The sequence below is a fragment of the Escherichia marmotae genome (assembly GCF_002900365.1).
GTDB classification, from domain to species: domain Bacteria; phylum Pseudomonadota; class Gammaproteobacteria; order Enterobacterales; family Enterobacteriaceae; genus Escherichia; species Escherichia marmotae.
Genome location: NZ_CP025979.1, coordinates 1,844,056 through 1,863,079, shown reverse-complemented (window position 1 = coordinate 1,863,079; position 19,024 = coordinate 1,844,056). Strand labels below are relative to the sequence as shown.

General features: G+C 51.6%; 17 protein-coding genes. 11 read left to right on the top strand and 6 right to left on the bottom strand.

Annotated elements, in window-relative coordinates:
• The first annotated feature begins 108 nt into the window (after nt 1-108).
• Nucleotides 109-1,359, top strand: a complete 1,251-nt coding sequence (entS, locus tag C1192_RS09760; protein ID WP_038355234.1) for an enterobactin transporter EntS — start codon at nt 109-111, stop codon at nt 1,357-1,359.
• A 3-nt stretch (nt 1,360-1,362) separates the two neighbouring features.
• Here the strand turns inward: entS and fepB are convergent, their stop codons facing one another.
• Nucleotides 1,363-2,319 (bottom strand): Fe2+-enterobactin ABC transporter substrate-binding protein, encoded by a 957-nt coding sequence (gene fepB, locus C1192_RS09755; RefSeq protein ID WP_038355235.1) that lies wholly within the window; start codon nt 2,317-2,319, stop codon nt 1,363-1,365.
• Nucleotides 2,320-2,507: 188 nt separating this feature from the next.
• Here fepB and entC point away from each other — a divergent pair, with 188 nt between their 5' ends.
• The 7 genes from entC to C1192_RS09720 all read left to right on the top strand — a co-directional run bounded on the left by entC (nt 2,508) and on the right by C1192_RS09720 (nt 9,968).
• Nucleotides 2,508-3,683 (top strand): isochorismate synthase EntC, encoded by a 1,176-nt coding sequence (gene entC, locus C1192_RS09750; protein WP_016248453.1) that lies wholly within the window; start codon nt 2,508-2,510, stop codon nt 3,681-3,683.
• A 9-nt stretch (nt 3,684-3,692) separates the two neighbouring features.
• A complete protein-coding gene (entE, locus tag C1192_RS09745; protein WP_038355236.1) occupies nt 3,693-5,303 on the top strand; it encodes a (2,3-dihydroxybenzoyl)adenylate synthase EntE in 1,611 nt (536 codons plus the stop codon).
• Nucleotides 5,304-5,316: 13 nt separating this feature from the next.
• On the top strand, nt 5,317-6,174 hold the full coding sequence (gene entB / locus C1192_RS09740; RefSeq protein ID WP_001515953.1) for an enterobactin biosynthesis bifunctional isochorismatase/aryl carrier protein EntB: 858 nt from the start codon (nt 5,317-5,319) through the stop codon (nt 6,172-6,174).
• Nucleotides 6,174-6,920: a 2,3-dihydro-2,3-dihydroxybenzoate dehydrogenase EntA gene (gene entA, locus C1192_RS09735; RefSeq protein ID WP_001011656.1), complete on the top strand. Its 747-nt coding sequence runs from the start codon at nt 6,174-6,176 to the stop codon at nt 6,918-6,920. The genes entB and entA overlap by 1 nt, the downstream gene beginning before the upstream one ends.
• A gap of 2 nt (nt 6,921-6,922) precedes the next feature.
• A complete protein-coding gene (entH, locus tag C1192_RS09730) occupies nt 6,923-7,336 on the top strand; it encodes a proofreading thioesterase EntH (RefSeq protein ID WP_038355237.1) in 414 nt (137 codons plus the stop codon).
• Nucleotides 7,337-7,516: 180 nt separating this feature from the next.
• Nucleotides 7,517-9,622, top strand: a complete 2,106-nt coding sequence (gene cstA, locus C1192_RS09725) for a pyruvate/proton symporter CstA (RefSeq protein WP_038355238.1) — start codon at nt 7,517-7,519, stop codon at nt 9,620-9,622.
• A gap of 148 nt (nt 9,623-9,770) precedes the next feature.
• Entirely contained in the window at nt 9,771-9,968 is a 198-nt protein-coding gene (locus tag C1192_RS09720) for a YbdD/YjiX family protein (RefSeq protein WP_000460431.1), read from the top strand.
• Between the two features lie 9 nt (nt 9,969-9,977).
• Here C1192_RS09720 and hcxA read toward each other — a convergent pair whose 3' ends face one another.
• Nucleotides 9,978-11,066 carry a hydroxycarboxylate dehydrogenase HcxA gene (gene hcxA / locus C1192_RS09715; RefSeq protein ID WP_001515956.1) on the bottom strand — a complete coding sequence of 363 codons (1,089 nt, stop codon included), beginning with the start codon at nt 11,064-11,066 and terminating at the stop codon, nt 9,978-9,980.
• A 108-nt stretch (nt 11,067-11,174) separates the two neighbouring features.
• Between hcxA and ybdL the strand changes: the two genes are divergently transcribed.
• A complete protein-coding gene (gene ybdL, locus C1192_RS09710) occupies nt 11,175-12,335 on the top strand; it encodes a methionine-oxo-acid transaminase (protein ID WP_000183958.1) in 1,161 nt (386 codons plus the stop codon).
• Here the strand turns inward: ybdL and C1192_RS09705 are convergent, their stop codons facing one another.
• The 4 genes from C1192_RS09705 to dsbG all read right to left on the bottom strand — a co-directional run bounded on the left by C1192_RS09705 (nt 12,336) and on the right by dsbG (nt 16,159).
• Nucleotides 12,336-12,965 (bottom strand): IbrB-like domain-containing protein, encoded by a 630-nt coding sequence (locus tag C1192_RS09705; RefSeq protein ID WP_000526876.1) that lies wholly within the window; start codon nt 12,963-12,965, stop codon nt 12,336-12,338. It lies immediately after the preceding gene.
• Nucleotides 12,938-14,158, bottom strand: a complete 1,221-nt coding sequence (locus tag C1192_RS09700) for a phosphoadenosine phosphosulfate reductase (protein ID WP_038355239.1) — start codon at nt 14,156-14,158, stop codon at nt 12,938-12,940. The genes C1192_RS09705 and C1192_RS09700 overlap by 28 nt, the downstream gene beginning before the upstream one ends.
• A 141-nt stretch (nt 14,159-14,299) precedes the next feature.
• Complete coding sequence (gene citR / locus C1192_RS09695) at nt 14,300-15,205, bottom strand: DNA-binding transcriptional repressor CitR (protein ID WP_038355240.1); 906 nt, start codon at nt 15,203-15,205, stop codon at nt 14,300-14,302.
• A 207-nt stretch (nt 15,206-15,412) separates the two neighbouring features.
• Nucleotides 15,413-16,159, bottom strand: coding sequence for a thiol:disulfide interchange protein DsbG (dsbG, locus tag C1192_RS09690; RefSeq protein WP_000913734.1), 747 nt, complete (start codon nt 16,157-16,159; stop codon nt 15,413-15,415).
• Between the two features lie 373 nt (nt 16,160-16,532).
• Here dsbG and ahpC point away from each other — a divergent pair, with 373 nt between their 5' ends.
• Nucleotides 16,533-17,096, top strand: coding sequence for an alkyl hydroperoxide reductase subunit C (ahpC, locus tag C1192_RS09685; RefSeq protein ID WP_000052796.1), 564 nt, complete (start codon nt 16,533-16,535; stop codon nt 17,094-17,096).
• A 243-nt stretch (nt 17,097-17,339) separates the two neighbouring features.
• The gene (gene ahpF, locus C1192_RS09680; protein WP_010380701.1) at nt 17,340-18,905 is read left to right on the top strand and encodes an alkyl hydroperoxide reductase subunit F; all 1,566 of its coding nucleotides are present in this window, start codon (nt 17,340-17,342) and stop codon (nt 18,903-18,905) included.
• Nucleotides 18,906-19,024: the final 119 nt, after the last annotated feature.

Genomic DNA, 19,024 nt, shown 5'->3' with positions numbered 1-19,024 from the left:
GAACTTCCATGATAATGAAATTAATTATCGTTATCGATCTTATTTGGATATGTTAGCATGTGCAGCCTAAGAATAGGTATTTAAAATATTTGATGGCAAGGCATTGTAATGAATAAACAATCCTGGCTGCTTAACCTCAGCCTGTTGAAAACGCACCCGGCGTTTCGCGCAGTATTCCTCGCTCGTTTTATCTCAATTGTTTCTCTGGGGTTGCTCGGCGTCGCGGTGCCGGTGCAGATCCAGATGATGACGAATTCCACCTGGCAGGTTGGGCTTTCAGTGACGCTGACCGGCGGCGCGATGTTTGTCGGTCTGATGGTCGGTGGTGTGCTGGCGGATCGTTATGAGCGCAAAAAAGTGATTTTGCTGGCGCGCGGCACCTGTGGTATTGGCTTTATTGGTCTGTGCCTGAACGCGCTGTTGCCGGAGTCATCACTATTGGCAATCTATTTACTCGGTTTATGGGATGGTTTTTTTGCCTCGCTGGGCGTTACGGCGCTGCTGGCGGCAACGCCGGCGCTAGTTGGGCGGGAAAACTTAATGCAGGCCGGGGCGATTACCATGTTGACCGTGCGCCTGGGATCGGTAATTTCGCCCATGATGGGTGGCTTACTGCTGGCGACTGGCGGCGTCGCCTGGAACTACGGGCTGGCGGCGGCAGGAACGTTCATCACTTTACGGCCTCTGTTTAGCCTTCCGGCACTGCCGCCGCCACCGCAGCCGCGTGAGCATCCGCTGAAATCGCTTCTGGCAGCCTTTCGTTTTCTGCTCGCCAGCCCGCTGGTGGGCGGCATTGCGCTGTTGGGTGGGTTGTTGACGATGGCGAGTGCGGTGCGGGTACTGTATCCGGCGCTGGCAATCAACTGGCAGATGTCGGCGGCGCAGATTGGCTTTCTCTATGCGGCAATTCCGCTCGGTGCGGCAATCGGGGCGTTGACTAGCGGGAAACTGGCGCATAGCGTGCGGCCAGGAATGTTAATGCTGCTTTCCACATTAGGTTCATTTCTCGCCATTGGTTTGTTTGGCCTGATGCCAATGTGGATTCCGGGCGTGGTTTGTCTGGCGCTGTTCGGCTGGCTGAGCGCGGTCAGTTCGTTGCTGCAATATACAATGCTGCAAACGCAAACTCCGGAAGCGATGTTAGGGCGGATTAACGGTTTGTGGACGGCGCAGAACGTGACGGGCGATGCGATTGGTGCGGCGTTGCTGGGCGGTCTGGGGGCGATGATGACACCGGTTACATCCGCCAGCGTCAGTGGCTTTGGCTTGTTGATTATCGGTGTATTGTTGTTGCTGGTGCTGGTGGAGTTGCGCCGTTTTCGCCAGACGCCACCACAAGCGGCAGCGTCCGACAGTTAATGCTTAGAACAGCGCCTTAAGTCGTTCCAGCACTTGCATGGCGCTGTAGTAATCCAGACGGAACGTCTCGGTTCCCAGTGCATAAACCTGCTTGTTCTGTACTGCAGGCAGGTGCGCGAGCAGCGGATTAGCATAAATTGCATCGGCATCTTTCTGATCGCCGGCGAACAGGAACAGCGACTCACCGTTTAACCCGGCAGCCAGATTTTCTCCACCAAGCTGAATGATGTCATGGCGTTTGCCCTGACTTTGACTGGCGTTTAAGCCCGCAGGCAGTTTCGCCAGCGTAAAGCCGAGTTGTTCCAGCATCTGCCCTTGTGCTGATTCCGGCGTCCAGAGATTGGCACTGTGTGCAGCGGCGGTATAGACAATGGCAGTGACCGGCTGCGGCGGTAATTTGATTTGCTCTTTCGCTGCCGCCAGTTGCTTATCAAACTGCGCAATTCTTTCTGCCGCCTGTTTCTCATGCCCGGTAATTTCGCCTAACTGCGTTAACAGCGACTGCCAGCTTTTGTCGTCGTAATTGATAATTAACGTCGGCGCGATGGTGGAAAGCTGATCGTACAGTGGCATTGCAGAATCGCCGCCGGTTGCGCTAATCAAAATCAGATCCGGCATTTGTGCGGCTACCGCTTCGGCGTTCGGTTCTCCGATATAGAGGCGCTGCAGTTTGCGTTCCTTCGCAACATCGCTCCACTGGCGCAAGAATCCCTGGTCGTCCGCGACGCGGTTATTCGGCGTAGTTGCACCACTGGCAATCACCGGAGCGTCTATCGCCAGCAGCGACCCCGTCAGCGTGACGCTGGTTGAGACGATGCGCTGTGGCTGGCTTTCCAGCGTATGGCTGCCGCGGCTGTCAGTCACCTGACGTGGCCAGTCGGCGGCCTGTACTGTGGATATTCCAGAAAGCAAAAGTCCTGCTAAGAAAAGGGTCTTACGGTAGAGCGGGGCGAGTCTCACGAATCAGCGTCCTGTTATTAGTGAAGTTAATGCTTCTCATTTTCATTGTAACGACAAGCAGATGCAAGCCCGAGTCGTAGATTGTGTTGCGGCAAGAGTTGACATAGTGGCTGTTTGCTTTTAGGTTAGCGACCGAAAATATAAATGATAATCATTATTAAAGCCTTTATCATTTTGTGGAGGATGATATGGATACGTCACTGGCTGAGGAAGTACAGCAGACCATGGCAACACTTGCGCCCAATCGCTTTTTCTTTATGTCGCCGTACCGCAGTTTTACGACGTCAGGATGTTTCGCCCGCTTTGATGAACCGGCTGTGAACGGGGATTCGCCAGACAGTCCCTTCCAGCAAAGACTCACCGCCCTGTTTGCTAATGCCAAATCGCAGGGCATTAAAAATCCAGTGATGGTTGGGGCAATCCCCTTCGATCCACGTCAACCTTCATCGCTGTATATTCCCGAATCCTGGCAGCCATTCTCCCGCCAGGAAAAACAAGCTTCTGCGCGCCGTTTTACCCGCAGCCAGTCGCTGAATGTGGTTGAACGGCAGGCAATTCCGGAACAAGCCACGTTTGAACAGATGGTTGCCCGTGCTGCCGCACTTACCGCCACACCGCAAGTCGACAAAGTGGTGTTGTCACGGTTGATTGATATCACCACCGATGCCGCCATCGACAGCGGCGTACTGCTGGAACGGTTGATCGCGCAAAACCCGGTTAGTTACAACTTCCATGTGCCGCTGGCCGATGGTGGCGTCCTGCTCGGAGCCAGCCCGGAACTGCTGTTGCGTAAAGATGGCGAGCGTTTTAGCTCGATTCCGTTAGCCGGTTCCGCGCGTCGTCAGCCGGATGAAGTGCTCGATCGCGAAGCGGGTAATCGTCTGCTGGCGTCGGAAAAAGATCGCCATGAACATGAACTGGTGACCCAGGCGATGAAAGAGGTACTGCGCGAGCGCAGCAGTGAGCTACACGTTCCCTCCTCTCCACAATTGATCACCACGCCGACGCTGTGGCATCTCGCAACGCCCTTTGAAGGTAAAGCGAATTCGCAAGAAAACGCACTGACGCTGGCCTGTCTGCTGCATCCAACCCCCGCGCTGAGCGGTTTCCCGCATCAGGCCGCGACCCAGGTTATTGCTGAACTGGAGCCGTTCGACCGCGAACTGTTTGGCGGCATTGTTGGCTGGTGCGACAGCGAAGGTAACGGCGAGTGGGTGGTGACCATCCGCTGCGCGAAGCTGCGGGAAAATCAGGTGCGTCTGTTTGCCGGTGCGGGGATTGTGCCTGCGTCGTCACCGCTGGGGGAGTGGCGCGAAACGGGCGTCAAACTTTCTACCATGTTGAATGTTTTTGGATTGCATTAAGGAGTGAGGATGAGCATTCCATTCACCCGCTGGCCGGAAGAATTTGCCCGTCGCTATCGGGAAAAAGGCTACTGGCAGGATTTGCCACTAACTGACATTCTGACGCGACATGCTGAGAGTGACAGCGTCGCGGTTATCGACGGCGAGCGGCAGTTGAGTTATCGCCAGTTGAATCAAGCGGCTGATAACCTCGCGTGTAGTTTGCGCCGTCAGGGCATTAAACCTGGTGAAACCGCGCTGGTACACTTAGGTAACGTCGCTGAACTTTACATTACCTTTTTCGCGTTGCTGAAACTGGGCGTTGCGCCGGTGCTGGCGCTGTTCAGCCATCAGCGTAGCGAACTGAACGCCTATGCCAGCCAGATTGAACCGGCATTACTCATTGCCGATCGCCAACATGCGCTGTTTAGCGGGGATGATTTCCTCAATACATTTGTTGCAGAGCATTCCTCCATTCGCGTGGTGCAACTGCTGAACGACAGCGGCGAGCACAATTTGCAGGATGCGATTAACCACCCGGCAGACGGTTTTACTGCCACGCCGTCGCCTGCCGATGAAGTGGCGTATTTCCAGCTTTCCGGCGGCACGACCGGCACGCCGAAGTTGATCCCGCGTACCCATAATGACTATTACTACAGTGTGCGCCGTAGCGTCGAGATTTGTCAGTTCACGCAACAGACACGCTACCTGTGCGCGATTCCGGCGGCTCACAATTACGCCATGAGTTCGCCTGGATCGCTGGGGGTTTTTCTCGCAGGCGGCACTGTGGTTCTGGCGGACGATCCCAGCGCCACGCTCTGTTTCCCATTGATTGCCAAACATCAGGTTAACGTTACCGCACTGGTGCCACCGGCAGTCAGCCTGTGGTTACAGGCATTGAGCGAGGGCGAAAGCCGGGCGCAACTCGCCTCGTTAAAACTGTTACAGGTCGGCGGCGCGCGTCTTTCTACCACGTTGGCGGCGCGTATTCCCGCAGAGATTGGCTGCCAGTTGCAGCAGGTGTTTGGCATGGCGGAAGGGCTGGTGAACTACACCCGTCTTGATGATAGCGCGGAGAAAATTATCCATACCCAGGGCTACCCAATGTGTCCGGACGATGAAGTGTGGGTTGCCGATGCCGACGGAAATCCATTGCCACAAGGGGAAGTCGGGCGTCTGATGACGCGTGGGCCGTACACCTTCCGCGGTTGTTACAAAAGCCCGCAGCACAATGCCAGTGCCTTTGACGCCAACGGTTTTTACTGTTCCGGTGATCTGATCTCCATAGATCCAGACGGTTACATCACTGTGCAGGGGCGCGAGAAAGATCAGATCAACCGTGGCGGTGAGAAGATCGCTGCCGAAGAGATCGAAAACCTGTTACTGCGCCATCCGGCGGTGATCTATGCCGCGCTGGTGAGCATGGAAGATGAGCTGATGGGCGAAAAAAGCTGCGCTTATCTGGTGGTAAAAGAGCCGCTGCGTGCGGTGCAGGTGCGTCGTTTCCTGCGTGAACAGGGTATTGCCGAATTTAAATTACCGGATCGCGTGGAGTGTGTGGATTCACTTCCGCTGACGGCGGTCGGGAAAGTCGATAAAAAACAATTACGTCAGTGGCTGGCGTCACGCGCATCAGCCTGAAGGAGAGAACACGATGGCTATTCCAAAATTACAGGCTTACGCACTGCCGGAGTCTCACGATATTCCGCAAAATAAAGTCGACTGGGCCTTTGAACCGCAACGTGCAGCGCTATTAATCCATGATATGCAAGACTATTTTGTCAGCTTCTGGGGCGATAACTGCCCGATGATGGAGCAGGTGATCGCTAATATTGCCGCCCTGCGTGACTACTGTAAGCAACACAATATTCCGGTTTATTACACTGCCCAGCCAAAAGAGCAGAGCGATGAAGATCGGGCGCTGCTGAATGATATGTGGGGGCCGGGCCTGACGCGTTCACCGGAACAACAAAAGGTGGTGGATCGCCTGACGCCAGATGCTGACGATACAGTGCTGGTGAAGTGGCGCTACAGCGCGTTTCATCGTTCCCCGCTGGAACAAATGCTTAAAGAGAGCGGACGTAACCAACTGATTATTACCGGAGTGTATGCGCACATCGGTTGTATGACCACTGCGACCGACGCGTTTATGCGCGATATTAAACCGTTTATGGTGGCTGATGCGTTGGCCGATTTCAGCCGTGACGAGCATTTGATGTCGCTGAAATATGTTGCCGGGCGTTCCGGTCGGGTGGTGATGACTGAAGAGTTACTGCCAGCACCGATCCCTGCCAGTAAAGCGGAGCTGCGCGAGGTGGTTCTGCCGTTGCTGGATGAATCTGATGAACCGTTTGATGACGACAACCTGATCGACTACGGTCTGGATTCGGTGCGCATGATGGCGCTGGCGGCGCGCTGGCGCAAAGTGCATGGCGATATCGATTTTGTCATGCTGGCGAAAAATCCGACCATCGACGCCTGGTGGAAGCTACTCTCTCGCGAGGTGAAATAATGAATTTCAGCGGCAAAAATGTCTGGGTAACCGGCGCGGGGAAAGGCATCGGCTATGCCACGGCGCTGGCGTTTGTTGAAGCGGGAGCAAAAGTCACAGGCTTTGATCGGGCATTCACGCTGGAGCATTATCCCTTTGCGACTGAAGTGCTGGATGTTGCTGATGCCGGGCAGGTGGCGCAAGTCTGCCAGCGGCTGTTAGGCGAAACGCAGCGCCTGGACGTGCTGGTCAATGCGGCAGGAATTTTGCGCATGGGCGCGACAGACCAACTGAGTAAAGAGGACTGGCAGCAGACTTTTGCGGTCAACGTCGGCGGTGCGTTTAACCTGTTTCAACAGACCATGAATCAGTTTCGCCGTCAGCGGGGTGGAGCGATTGTTACGGTAGCGTCCGATGCCGCACACACGCCGCGTATTGGTATGAGTGCTTATGGCGCGTCGAAAGCGGCGCTGAAAAGTCTGGCGTTGAGCGTCGGGCTGGAACTGGCAGGTAGTGGAGTACGTTGCAACGTGGTTTCGCCGGGTTCCACCGACACCGACATGCAACGCACGCTGTGGGTGAGCGATGACGCGGAAGAGCAGCGTATTCGCGGCTTTGGTGAGCAGTTTAAGCTTGGCATTCCACTGGGGAAAATCGCCCGTCCGCAGGAGATCGCCAACACGATTTTGTTCCTCGCCTCCGATCTCGCCAGCCATATCACGCTACAGGATATCGTGGTGGATGGCGGCTCAACGCTGGGAGCATAACTGTGATCTGGAAACGTTATTTGACCCTGAATGAACTGAACGCTACCAGCGATAACACGATGGTGGCGCATCTGGGAATTGTTTACACCCGTCTGGGTGATGATGTGCTGGAAGCCGAAATGCCGGTCGATACCCGTACTCATCAGCCGTTTGGTCTGCTGCACGGCGGCGCGTCGGCGGCGCTGGCAGAAACGTTGGGATCGATGGCTGGATTTATGATGACTCGCGACGGGCAGTGCGTGGTGGGGACGGAACTTAATGCCACCCATCATCGCCCTGTCTCGCAGGGAAAGGTGCGCGGCGTCTGTCAGCCGCTGTATCTTGGGCGACAAAATCAGAGCTGGGAGATTGTCGTTTTCGATGAACAGGGACGGCGTTGCTGCACCTGTCGGCTGGGTACGGCGGTTTTGGGATGAACCCGACAGAATAAAATGAGATTGCAGGAAAACTCGGTTAATGGAGTGATCGAGTTAACATTGTGAAGTTAATTATTGGTTTTAACTCTTATTTGTTTGGTTATCGCGTTGTTAAATTTTGCAAAGATGTTATAGAAACAAAATGTAACATCTCTATGGATACGTACACGGATAACAATTATGAACAAGTCAGGGAAATACCTCGTCTGGACAGTGCTCTCTGTGATGGGAGCATTCGCTCTAGGATACATTGCTTTAAATCGTGGGGAACAGATTAACGCGCTGTGGATTGTGGTGGCGTCGGTCTGTATCTATCTCATCGCTTATCGTTTTTACGGTCTGTTTATCGCCAAAAAAGTGCTGGCGGTTGACCCGACTCGTATGACGCCAGCCGTGCGCCATAACGACGGTCTGGACTATGTGCCGACGGACAAAAAAGTGCTGTTCGGTCACCATTTTGCGGCCATTGCCGGCGCAGGCCCACTGGTCGGGCCGGTGCTGGCGGCGCAGATGGGTTACCTGCCGGGGATGATCTGGCTGCTTGCCGGGGTGGTTCTCGCCGGTGCGGTGCAGGACTTCATGGTGCTGTTTGTTTCCACGCGCCGCGATGGTCGCTCGTTGGGTGAACTGGTCAAAGAAGAAATGGGACCAACCGCCGGGGTGATTGCGCTGGTGGCCTGCTTTATGATCATGGTGATCATTCTGGCTGTGCTGGCGATGATCGTGGTGAAAGCCCTGACCCATAGTCCGTGGGGAACGTACACCGTTGCGTTCACTATTCCGCTGGCGCTTTTTATGGGGATCTACCTGCGCTACCTGCGTCCAGGTCGCATTGGTGAAGTGTCGATCATCGGTCTGGTGTTCCTGGTTTTCGCCATCATTTCTGGCGGCTGGGTGGCAGAAAGTCCGACCTGGGCACCGTACTTTGACTTTACGGGCGTGCAGTTGACCTGGATGCTGGTGGGCTACGGTTTTGTGGCGGCAGTGCTGCCGGTATGGCTGCTGTTGGCTCCGCGTGACTACCTCTCTACCTTCCTGAAAATCGGGACTATCGTTGGTCTGGCGGTGGGAATTCTGATTATGCGCCCCACGCTGACCATGCCGGCGCTGACCAAATTTATCGATGGTACTGGCCCGGTATGGACCGGTAACCTGTTCCCGTTCCTGTTTATCACCATCGCCTGTGGTGCAGTGTCTGGCTTCCATGCGCTGATCTCTTCCGGCACCACGCCAAAGATGCTGGCGAACGAAGGTCAGGCGTGCTTTATCGGTTACGGCGGAATGTTGATGGAATCCTTCGTGGCGATTATGGCGCTGGTTTCCGCCTGTATCATCGATCCGGGCGTGTACTTCGCCATGAACAGCCCGATGGCGGTGCTGGCTCCGGCAGGTACGGCAGATGTGGTGGCTTCTGCAGCGCAAGTGGTGAGTAGCTGGGGCTTTGCAATTACCCCGGATACGTTAAACCAGATTGCCAGTGAAGTCGGTGAACAGTCGATCATTTCTCGTGCGGGCGGTGCGCCAACGCTGGCGGTAGGGATGGCCTACATCCTGCACGGCGCGCTGGGCGGCATGATGGATGTGGCGTTCTGGTATCATTTTGCCATTCTGTTTGAAGCGCTGTTTATTCTGACGGCGGTAGATGCGGGTACGCGTGCTGCGCGCTTTATGTTGCAGGATCTGCTGGGCGTGGTTTCTCCTGGTCTGAAACGGACGGATTCACTGCCTGCCAACCTGCTGGCGACGGCGCTGTGCGTACTGGCCTGGGGTTACTTCCTGCATCAGGGCGTGGTCGATCCGCTGGGCGGCATTAATACCCTGTGGCCGCTGTTTGGTATTGCTAACCAGATGCTGGCGGGGATGGCGCTGATGCTTTGTGCTGTGGTGCTGTTCAAGATGAAACGTCAACGTTATGCCTGGGTGGCACTGGTGCCAACGGCCTGGTTGCTGATTTGTACCCTGACCGCAGGCTGGCAGAAAGCGTTTAGCCCGGATGCGAAGGTCGGCTTCCTGGCAATTGCGAACAAGTTCCAGGCAATGATCGACAGCGGTAATATTCCGTCGCAGTATACCGAGTCACAACTGGCGCAACTGGTGTTCAACAACCGTCTGGATGCCGGACTGACCATCTTCTTTATGGTGGTTGTGGTGGTTCTGGCGCTGTTCTCGATTAAGACGGCACTGGCGGCATTGAAAGAGTCGAAGCCGACGGCGAAAGAAACGCCGTATGAGCCGATGCCGGAAAATGTTGAGGAGATCGTGGCGCAGGCGAAAGGCGCGCACTAAATTATCACTATTACGCTCTCTCTTTTGGGAGAGCGTAAGGCTGATGACAAACGCAAAATTGCCTGATGCGCTGCAACATTTGTAGACAGGATAAGGTGTTCACGCCGCATCCGGCAATATCTCAGCAATCTGATTACCGGAGGTATTGATGTTTGATTCACTGGCAAAAGCCGGAAAATATTTAGGTCAGGCGGCGAAGCTGATGATTGGCATGCCCGATTACGATAACTATGTCGAACATATGCGGGTCAATCATCCTGATCAGACGCCGATGACTTATGAAGAGTTTTTCCGCGAGCGGCAGGACGCGCGCTACGGTGGCAAAGGCGGCGCGCGCTGTTGCTAAATCTGCATGTCAGACGGTAAATGATTCCACTTTTTCGAACGCTGCACGCAACGTATCAGGTGTCAGCGTGACCGGCAGATAATGAATGGACTCCACCGGACGCAAAGTATGGGCAATCACTTTGTCGATTTCCGCCTGATTATTGATATCCACTTCCAGTTCCGCCAGCGTGGTCGGTAGATGAAAACGCTTATATGCCCCGGTTAATTGCGCCAGCACGTCATCCTGTCCCAGCAAGGCGCTTTGTACCAGAATGCCGTAAGCAACTTTGGTGCCGTGGAGAAATTTCTCGGTTTGCGGCAGCACGGTCAGACCGTTATGCACGGCATGAGCTGCCGCCACACGCGTAAAACGATCGCCCAGACCTCCTACCATACCTCCACCGGCGATAATCGCATCCACCACATCGCAAAATGACTGCGTTAACTGCTTGTTTTGCTGATCGGCAAGAGCCTGTTCGCTACTGCTTAACAATACGTCGCGGATGGCCTGTGCGCTATTGAGCCCCAGACGCACAGTCAGCGGCAATGTTTCCGGTTGCGGTGCCAGCACCACCGCTTCATACCATTTCGCCAGCGTGTCACCGATACCCGCCAGCAGATATTCTTGAGGTGCATTGAGGATAATCTCTGGTTCCACCAGCACCATAAAATTGGTGTCGTCGAAAATCTCATAATGTAGCGCCTGTCCGGCGTCGTTATACCAGACGGAGAGCGGTGTCCAGGCAGCGCAGGTAGCGGCGATCGTCGGAACGGCAACAAACGGCAGACCCAGACGGCGGGCGAGGGCTTTCGCGGTGTCGAGCAGTGCGCCGCCGCCGACGCCAATCACGACGCTGCGATTGTCACCAGACTCAGCCGCCAGTTGTTGCACATCGTTTTCGCTGCAATGACCACGAAACAAAATATGTTTTGCGCCGGGCAGCTCAAACGCTGGTGGAAGTTTTGTTTCTGCCGCAGCAATGGCACGTTCGCCATAAATCCACACGGCACGAGCAAGCTGTTCGTTGGTGAAAAAATCATGCAGGTGATTCAGGCTTCCGGGATGAGAAAAGTAGTTAGCAGGGCCGACGACGACGCGGATAGGATTGTGAGGCATGTTGTGTTGTCCTTATTGTTTTATTTAGACATCTAAACGTCTTGATTGCCAAATGCTAACATCGTGTTATAGTGCCTTCAACACGCAACTTCGTCAGGCATGATAAAAATGACAAATAACCCTCTGATTCCACAAAGTAAACTTCCACAACTAGGCACGACTATTTTTACCCGGATGAGCGCGTTGGCGCAGCAGCACCAGGCGATTAATCTGTCGCAAGGTTTTCCTGATTTTGATGGCCCGCGCTATTTGCAGGAGCGGCTGGCGTATCACGTTGCTCAGGGCGCAAATCAATACGCGCCAATGACCGGCGTGCAGGCATTGCGCGAGGCGATTGCTGAGAAAACCGCACGGCTGTATGGCTATCAACCGGATGCTGAACATGACATCACCGTAACAGCAGGAGCGACGGAGGCGTTATATGCGGCGATTACCGCGTTGGTACGTAGTGGCGATGAGGTTATCTGTTTTGATCCCAGCTATGACAGTTACGCACCCGCCATCGCGCTAGCGGGTGGGGTAGTGAAACGCATCGCGCTGCAACCGCCGTATTTTCGCGTTGACTGGCAAGAGTTTGCTGCGTTACTGAGCGAGCGTACCCGGTTGGTGATCCTCAATACGCCGCATAATCCCAGCGCCACTGTCTGGCAGCAGGCTGATTTTGCAGCCTTGTGGCAGGCGATTGCCGAGCGCGAGATTTTTGTCATTAGCGATGAGGTCTACGAGCACATCAATTTTTCACAGCAGGGCCATGCCAGTGTACTGGCGCATCCGCAACTGCGTGAGCGGGCGGTGGCGGTGTCATCGTTTGGCAAGACCTATCATATGACTGGCTGGAAAGTGGGGTATTGCGTTGCGCCAGCGCCCATCAGCGCCGAGATCCGCAAGGTGCATCAGTATTTGACTTTTTCGGTCAATACTCCCACACAACTGGCGCTTGCCGATATGCTGCGGGAGGAACCTGAACATTATCTTGCGTTACCGGACTTTTATCGCCAGAAGCGCGATATTCTTGTGAATGCATTACGAGAGAGCAGACTGGAGATCTTACCCTGTGAAGGCACTTACTTTTTGCTGGTGGATTACAGCGCCGTTTCTACGTTGAATGATGTCGAGTTCTGTCAGTGGTTAACGCAGGAGCATGGTGTAGCGGCGATCCCTCTGTCGGTGTTTTGTGCCGATCCCTTCCCGCATAAACTGATTCGTCTCTGTTTTGCCAAGAAGGAATCGACGCTGCTGGCGGCGGCTGAACGCCTGCGCCAGTTGTAATTATTTCACCGTCCAGGCACGGGAATATCTACGGTCGGCAAACAACTCTTGCAGGCCGTTTATTTGCTTGAGGCGTAGCACTTCGTCGCTGTCCATACCCAGTTCTATACTGATTTTATTATCGTCCCATCCCAACTGGCTGAGTTCACGAACGATTTCTGACATTGCTGTGATTTGGTGGCGGCCACGCGCGCGGTTGTGGCGAATCGTTGCAGCGATGCGTTCGTTACGATCCCTTTCCAGACAGGTAACCGGTAAATACCCTTTTAAGCGCGTTTTTAACGTGTTAGAGCCTTTACCAATTTCATGGCGGTGGAAACCATCAACAATTTCAAGCGTATTAGCTCTGGTGTTGGTTACTACAATCGGTTGGGTAAAACCATCAATTTCAATGGATTTTTTTAATAGCTTCTTCTCTGGCGGTGCCACATTATTGGGATTGTAATCGTTTGGCACGAGTTGGCTATTTTTAACCCATAACACACAATCCACCGGCTCGTCGCGAAATGGACTCACTTGATGTATCGCCATCCGGATCTCATTGATCGCCTTAATGCGATCTTCTTCCGCTAAACTGGCGAGAAATTGCGTTAAATCCTGAGTTAATCGCTGTTGCATAATATTCCCCACTCCTGACGTTTTTCTTTCATCCGTTCGTTATAACGTTGATAATTTTTAGCTTTTGTAGGGCTGAATGATAACGCCCGGCACCAATAATCATTGTTGAGTAATACCTTGCAGATACGTCGCCAGGAGGGGACGTCTTTTGAGCCAATATCTCCTTGTTGAGTCTGAGGAATTTCGATTCCTTTTTTTTGATACCAGTGCAAATAAACAGCAATTTTATTGCGATAATGGTCAGCCGTTTTTTCTGGCATGCTGTTAAGCAGTAATAAGGCATATTCCTGCCAGTCTAAATGGTCAGGTTTTAGGATCTTCCTGTGGCCATAGAATTGATTATTGTGACCAGCGTAAATTCCACCGCTTTTTACGCCACTGACCCGGGCGCACATTGCGGCCCATCGTTCAGGTTCAAGAACATGATATAGCCACAAACCTTGCCGTTGCTCTGGACCAAAAGGTTCGCAAATTCGCATTTGACGCAGAGGGACGCCAGCCTGGTACATCAGGTTATACAGCGGATTACAGAGGTTTTGGCCTTTAGCGTACCAGGTCCAGATATCAGCGACTTTCCAGTCGTAAATGGGGTAAATGTACCAACAATGACCGCCTGGCGCGGCGGTGGTCCACGGCTTATCGTCAGCAAAACGTTGTTTATTTAAACTGGCAATGGCGACGAAACGATTATAAGACTCGTCGGCACGGATCCCGACCATCATTGCGGCTGGTCGTTGTTGTGAAAACCATTCGGCAAATTCACGCACGAAATGTTCAAACGTCATACCCGATTGATAAAACGAGAAAAATGCCGGGTCGGTTATCGCATCTTCTGGTGGCTGTCGAACCCATTCAGTATCAGGTTGCCAGCACTGCCATTCAGGTTGATATTGGGATAATGAATTTTGTGTTGTTAACGGTAGAGCCACCCAATAAAACGTTTCGATGACATCCGCATATTGTTCCCGTAGCGATTGAACATAGTCAATAGTACAAGAAAACTGTGCTTCCCAGTCGATAAACAGGACGTGTATTTTTTTTCCTATTTTCCTGGCCAGACCGGCGGTCAAATGAAGCATTAAGCCAGAATCTTTACCACCAGAAAAAGAGACGCATACGCGGGGCAGTGTATTAAGTGTCCAGGTGATACGGTCTTGTGCTGCTTCCAGAATATTGAGAGGAAGCGGAATTTTATAAATGGACATCTGTAAACGCTCTCTTAACATGACCGGGAGAAAGTGCAATAGTTTGCTGATTATAATATTAATAAACTTAAATGAAATATCTTATTTTATATTCACTAGGTGAATTTTTTTATGATGAATATTGTTCTTATTGATAGGTTTTCAGGATAAGCTGTCATTTAAGCGATCAATAAATCGAGAGAACGCCAGATTGTTTAATGATGATTTATTATAGGAAATATAAAGTGTATTAGAGGGGAGGTTATGTTTTAGTTTTATTTGTTTTAATTGCAGGTTTTTCTGATGACAACGATATAGTTCAAAGGGAACAATACCCAGTAAATCGGTTACCGCAATAGTATTGATAATAGTAAACAGAGAAGAACTACGGAATGCTATTTTTCGGTTTGCCAGAATCGCTTCTATTTCCATCTGAAAATCTTCAAGGCCAGATGCTTTTGATGTCAGAAAAGTAAACTCTTCATCAAGAATGTCTTCGCGGCTACTGTATTCCGTTATTCTCGGATGAGATGCACTACAGATAAGCGTGTTGCGTATCGATTGAAAAGGTACACAGCTCACCGAGCGACTGATGACTGGTATTAATTTAATAACCAGATCTGCTTTGCGATAAGCCAATAAATTTTCGGCGCTTTCTGCTGACATCATAATGTCATGATGTTCAATTTCTACCGATGTGTCTTGTCGTAGGCATCCGATCAAAAGACTACTGTTGGTTGACGAGATAAGTTGCGGACCATAAATAATAAATTTTTTCTTCAGCTCGGATTTATTGACAATGTTGATGGTTTGCTCAAGGTTTTTGAGATTTTTCTCAAGATGATGATGCAGATTTAATCCTGTCGTTGTTGGTGCAATTCCTTTACCGGAGCGAATAAATAAGGGGTCATTAAATTGCGCCCGTAGACGTTGTAAAGACTGGCTTACCGCAGAAGGCGTTATATATAATGATTCTGCGGCCTTGCTAATACTAAGATGTTGGTAGATGCACTCAAAAATGACAAGCAAGTTTAAATCGAATTTTTTTAAGTCGTAAAGATTAGCCATGATGCACTCCATTCATATGCTTGTTCTCATAATATTCATCAAGTCAATGATATGGCTTTATGTATTTTTATATATTATGTTATTTTACTTAATTCACGATTAAGTTTTTCTAAAATAGCATAGCTGATATGAGAGGGGTGAACAATACTTGCGATTTTTTGGATAACTGAAAAGAGATAAATATTCCAGTTATCCATAGAATGAAGGTTATTTATTTCCCATAATGATATTAAATGTTTTTTGATCTGGTAATCCGACAGCCTGCTGTAATGTGTTTTCTGGGCTCATGTAATAAATAGCAGGGGTAACATTTGCGCCCAGTTCGTCCATCAACGTCTCGTTGGCACTGAGAATCTTCATCTGTTCAGGTGTGATGCTCCCCGAGAGGTTCAGCTTTAACTTGCCGCCAGATGCCTCATACTCTTGCCACGTTTTTGCCGGATCTTTAGACGCGAGGATTGCCGCCGCGGTGGCCGGGCTTTCTGGTTTTATCACGCCAACCAGCAGAGTACGAATCTGAACTTTACCGGCATCAACCCATGGGCGTGCTTGTTGCCAGAATTGTTTGCAATACGGGCAGAAAGGATCGGCAAAAACATAAACCACGACCGGCGCGTCTTTTTTACCGTCAAGTAACCAGTTTGATTGTTCCATACGCTGCCACATTTCGCGTCCGGCAGGTGCGTAAATCTCTTTTTCAATAAGAGCGTTACTGAGGTTTTCTCCCTTTTCGTTGTACATATAGCCAGAGATGGCATGCTTACCGTCTGGCGTAAGGTAGATAGTGACCCCCATATCCTGATATTTCCCCAGATAACCTTTCATACCGCCTGGCGCATCGAACGATTTAATAATCGTAATTCCCTGTTTTTCAATCGCTTTAACGGGCGCAGGAAGCTCTTCGGCGTAAGCAATTCCTGGGAGCAGGGTAAAAAAAATTATCTTTTTTAACATTGTCTTGTCCTTTTCGTTCAGTGCAAATACACAATAAAAGGCTTAACCTATCACTGTCATAGTTAAGACCTTATCTCAGGTGATTGCCCTTTGTTTATGAGGGTGTTGTAATCCCTCTCGTCGTTGCGATTATCATCGCAGCACCGTAGCCTGTTGAACAGGCGCTGAAGATACCAAAGGGTAGTTCAGGTTATGCGGTCACCTGGAAAGGGGACCCATTTTACTTTTTATCGCCACTGGCGATGCAAAGTTCACAAAGTTGTCTTACGAAGGTTGTAAGGTAAAACTTATCGATTTGATAATGGAAACGCATTAGCCGAATCGGCAAAAATTGGTTACCTTACATCTCATCGAAAACACGGAGGAAGTATAGATGTCCTTGATTAACACCAAAATTAAACCTTTTAAAAACCAGGCATTCAAAAACGGCGAATTCATCGAAATCACCGAGAAAGACACCGAAGGCCGCTGGAGCGTCTTCTTCTTCTACCCGGCTGACTTTACTTTCGTATGCCCGACCGAACTGGGCGACGTTGCTGACCACTACGAAGAACTGCAGAAACTGGGTGTAGATGTATACGCAGTATCTACCGATACTCACTTCACCCACAAAGCATGGCACAGCAGCTCTGAAACCATCGCTAAAATTAAATATGCAATGATCGGTGACCCGACTGGCGCCCTGACCCGTAACTTCGACAACATGCGTGAAGATGAAGGCCTGGCTGACCGTGCTACCTTCGTTGTTGACCCGCAGGGTATCATCCAGGCTATCGAAGTTACCGCTGAAGGCATTGGCCGTGACGCATCTGACCTGCTGCGTAAAATCAAAGCAGCACAGTACGTGGCTTCTCACCCAGGTGAAGTTTGCCCGGCTAAATGGAAAGAAGGTGAAGCAACTCTGGCTCCATCCCTGGACCTGGTTGGTAAAATCTAAATTTTCTTCGTCTTTCACGCCATAGCAGTGTTGGCGTCGCCCGCTCACCCCGGTCACTTACTTGTGTAAGCTCCGGGGGTTCACAGGCTAGCCGCCTTGCTCTGACGCGAAATACTTCGGAAATTCACCTAATTAATCGGGTGCTGCGGCACCCGATTTTCTTCCCCGCACCATGATGCAAGCTGCATCCAGGTAGCCGCAGAGGCCGCTTGCATGATGATGTTTAAAGCCCAGGAGATAAACATGCTCGACACAAATATGAAAACTCAACTCAAGGCTTACCTTGAGAAATTGACCAAGCCTGTTGAGTTAATTGCCACGCTGGATGACAGCGCTAAATCGGCAGAAATCAAGGAACTGTTGGCTGAGATCGCAGAACTGTCAGACAAAGTCACCTTTAAAGAAGATAACAGCTTGCCGGTGCGTAAGCCGTCTTTCCTGATCACCAACCCAGGTTCTAACCAGGGGCCGCGTTTTGCAGGCTCTCCGCTGGGCCATGAATTTACCTCGCTGGTACTGGCTCTGCTGTGGACCGGTGGTCATCCGTCGAAAGAAGCGCAGTCTCTGCTGGAGCAGATCCGCGACATTGACGGTGATTTTGAATTTGAAACTTATTATTCGCTTTCCTGCCATAACTGTCCGGACGTGGTGCAGGCGCTGAACCTGATGAGCGTACTGAACCCGCGCATTAAACACACGGCGATTGACGGTGGTACGTTCCAGAACGAAATCACCGATCGTAACGTGATGGGCGTTCCGGCCGTATTCGTGAATGGTAAAGAGTTTGGTCAGGGGCGTATGACGCTGACTGAAATCGTTGCGAAGATTGATACTGGCGCTGAAAAACGTGCGGCAGAAGAGCTGAACAAGCGTGACGCTTATGATGTGCTGATCGTTGGTTCTGGCCCGGCGGGTGCTGCGGCGGCAATTTACTCCGCACGTAAGGGTATCCGTACTGGTCTGATGGGCGAACGTTTCGGTGGTCAGATCCTCGATACCGTTGACATTGAAAACTACATCTCCGTGCCGAAAACCGAAGGCCAGAAACTGGCTGGTGCGCTGAAAGTTCACGTTGATGAATACGATGTTGATGTGATCGACAGCCAGAGCGCGAGCAAGCTGATCCCGGCCGCGGTTGAAGGCGGTCTGCATCAGATTGAAACAGCTTCCGGCGCGGTACTGAAAGCCCGCAGCATTATCGTGGCGACCGGCGCAAAATGGCGCAACATGAACGTTCCGGGTGAAGATCAGTATCGCACCAAAGGCGTAACCTACTGCCCGCACTGCGACGGCCCGCTGTTTAAAGGCAAACGTGTAGCGGTGATTGGCGGCGGCAACTCCGGCGTGGAAGCCGCGATTGATCTGGCGGGTATTGTTGAACACGTTACCCTGCTTGAGTTTGCGCCAGAAATGAAAGCCGACCAGGTTCTGCAGGACAAACTGCGCAGTCTGAAAAACGTCGACATCATTCTGAATGCGCAAACCACTGAAGTAAAAGGCGACGGTAGCAAAGTTGTTGGTCTGGAATACCGTGATCGCGTGAGCGGCGATATTCACAATATCGAACTGGCCGGTATTTTCGTTCAGATTGGTCTGCTGCCGAACACCAACTGGCTGGAAGGCGCAGTAGAACGTAACCGCATGGGTGAAATCATCATCGATGCGAAATGCGAAACCAACGTCAAAGGCGTGTTTGCAGCCGGTGACTGTACGACGGTTCCGTACAAACAGATCATCATCGCCACTGGCGAAGGTGCCAAAGCCTCTCTGAGTGCCTTTGACTACCTGATTCGCACCAAAACTGCATAAGAAGAAGTAAGATTCACCTGCAATTGTTTAGCCGCCGGGGTCAAACCTGGCGGCTTTTTTTCGTTATAGAAAACCCTGCCGGGATGGCTCCGGGCAGGGCACCATAAATACGTTAATTT

Coding starts and splice junctions, on each gene's coding strand:
- hcxA (WP_001515956.1), bottom strand. CDS start 11,066: ATGCCTCACAATCCTATCCGCGTCGTCGTCGGCCCTGCTAACTACTTT.
- entC (WP_016248453.1), top strand. CDS start 2,508: ATGGATACGTCACTGGCTGAGGAAGTACAGCAGACCATGGCAACACTT.
- entA (WP_001011656.1), top strand. CDS start 6,174: ATGAATTTCAGCGGCAAAAATGTCTGGGTAACCGGCGCGGGGAAAGGC.
- entB (WP_001515953.1), top strand. CDS start 5,317: ATGGCTATTCCAAAATTACAGGCTTACGCACTGCCGGAGTCTCACGAT.
- ahpC (WP_000052796.1), top strand. CDS start 16,533: ATGTCCTTGATTAACACCAAAATTAAACCTTTTAAAAACCAGGCATTC.
- C1192_RS09700 (WP_038355239.1), bottom strand. CDS start 14,158: ATGTCCATTTATAAAATTCCGCTTCCTCTCAATATTCTGGAAGCAGCA.
- ybdL (WP_000183958.1), top strand. CDS start 11,175: ATGACAAATAACCCTCTGATTCCACAAAGTAAACTTCCACAACTAGGC.
- citR (WP_038355240.1), bottom strand. CDS start 15,205: ATGGCTAATCTTTACGACTTAAAAAAATTCGATTTAAACTTGCTTGTC.
- dsbG (WP_000913734.1), bottom strand. CDS start 16,159: ATGTTAAAAAAGATAATTTTTTTTACCCTGCTCCCAGGAATTGCTTAC.
- entE (WP_038355236.1), top strand. CDS start 3,693: ATGAGCATTCCATTCACCCGCTGGCCGGAAGAATTTGCCCGTCGCTAT.
- C1192_RS09720 (WP_000460431.1), top strand. CDS start 9,771: ATGTTTGATTCACTGGCAAAAGCCGGAAAATATTTAGGTCAGGCGGCG.
- entS (WP_038355234.1), top strand. CDS start 109: ATGAATAAACAATCCTGGCTGCTTAACCTCAGCCTGTTGAAAACGCAC.
- ahpF (WP_010380701.1), top strand. CDS start 17,340: ATGCTCGACACAAATATGAAAACTCAACTCAAGGCTTACCTTGAGAAA.
- cstA (WP_038355238.1), top strand. CDS start 7,517: ATGAACAAGTCAGGGAAATACCTCGTCTGGACAGTGCTCTCTGTGATG.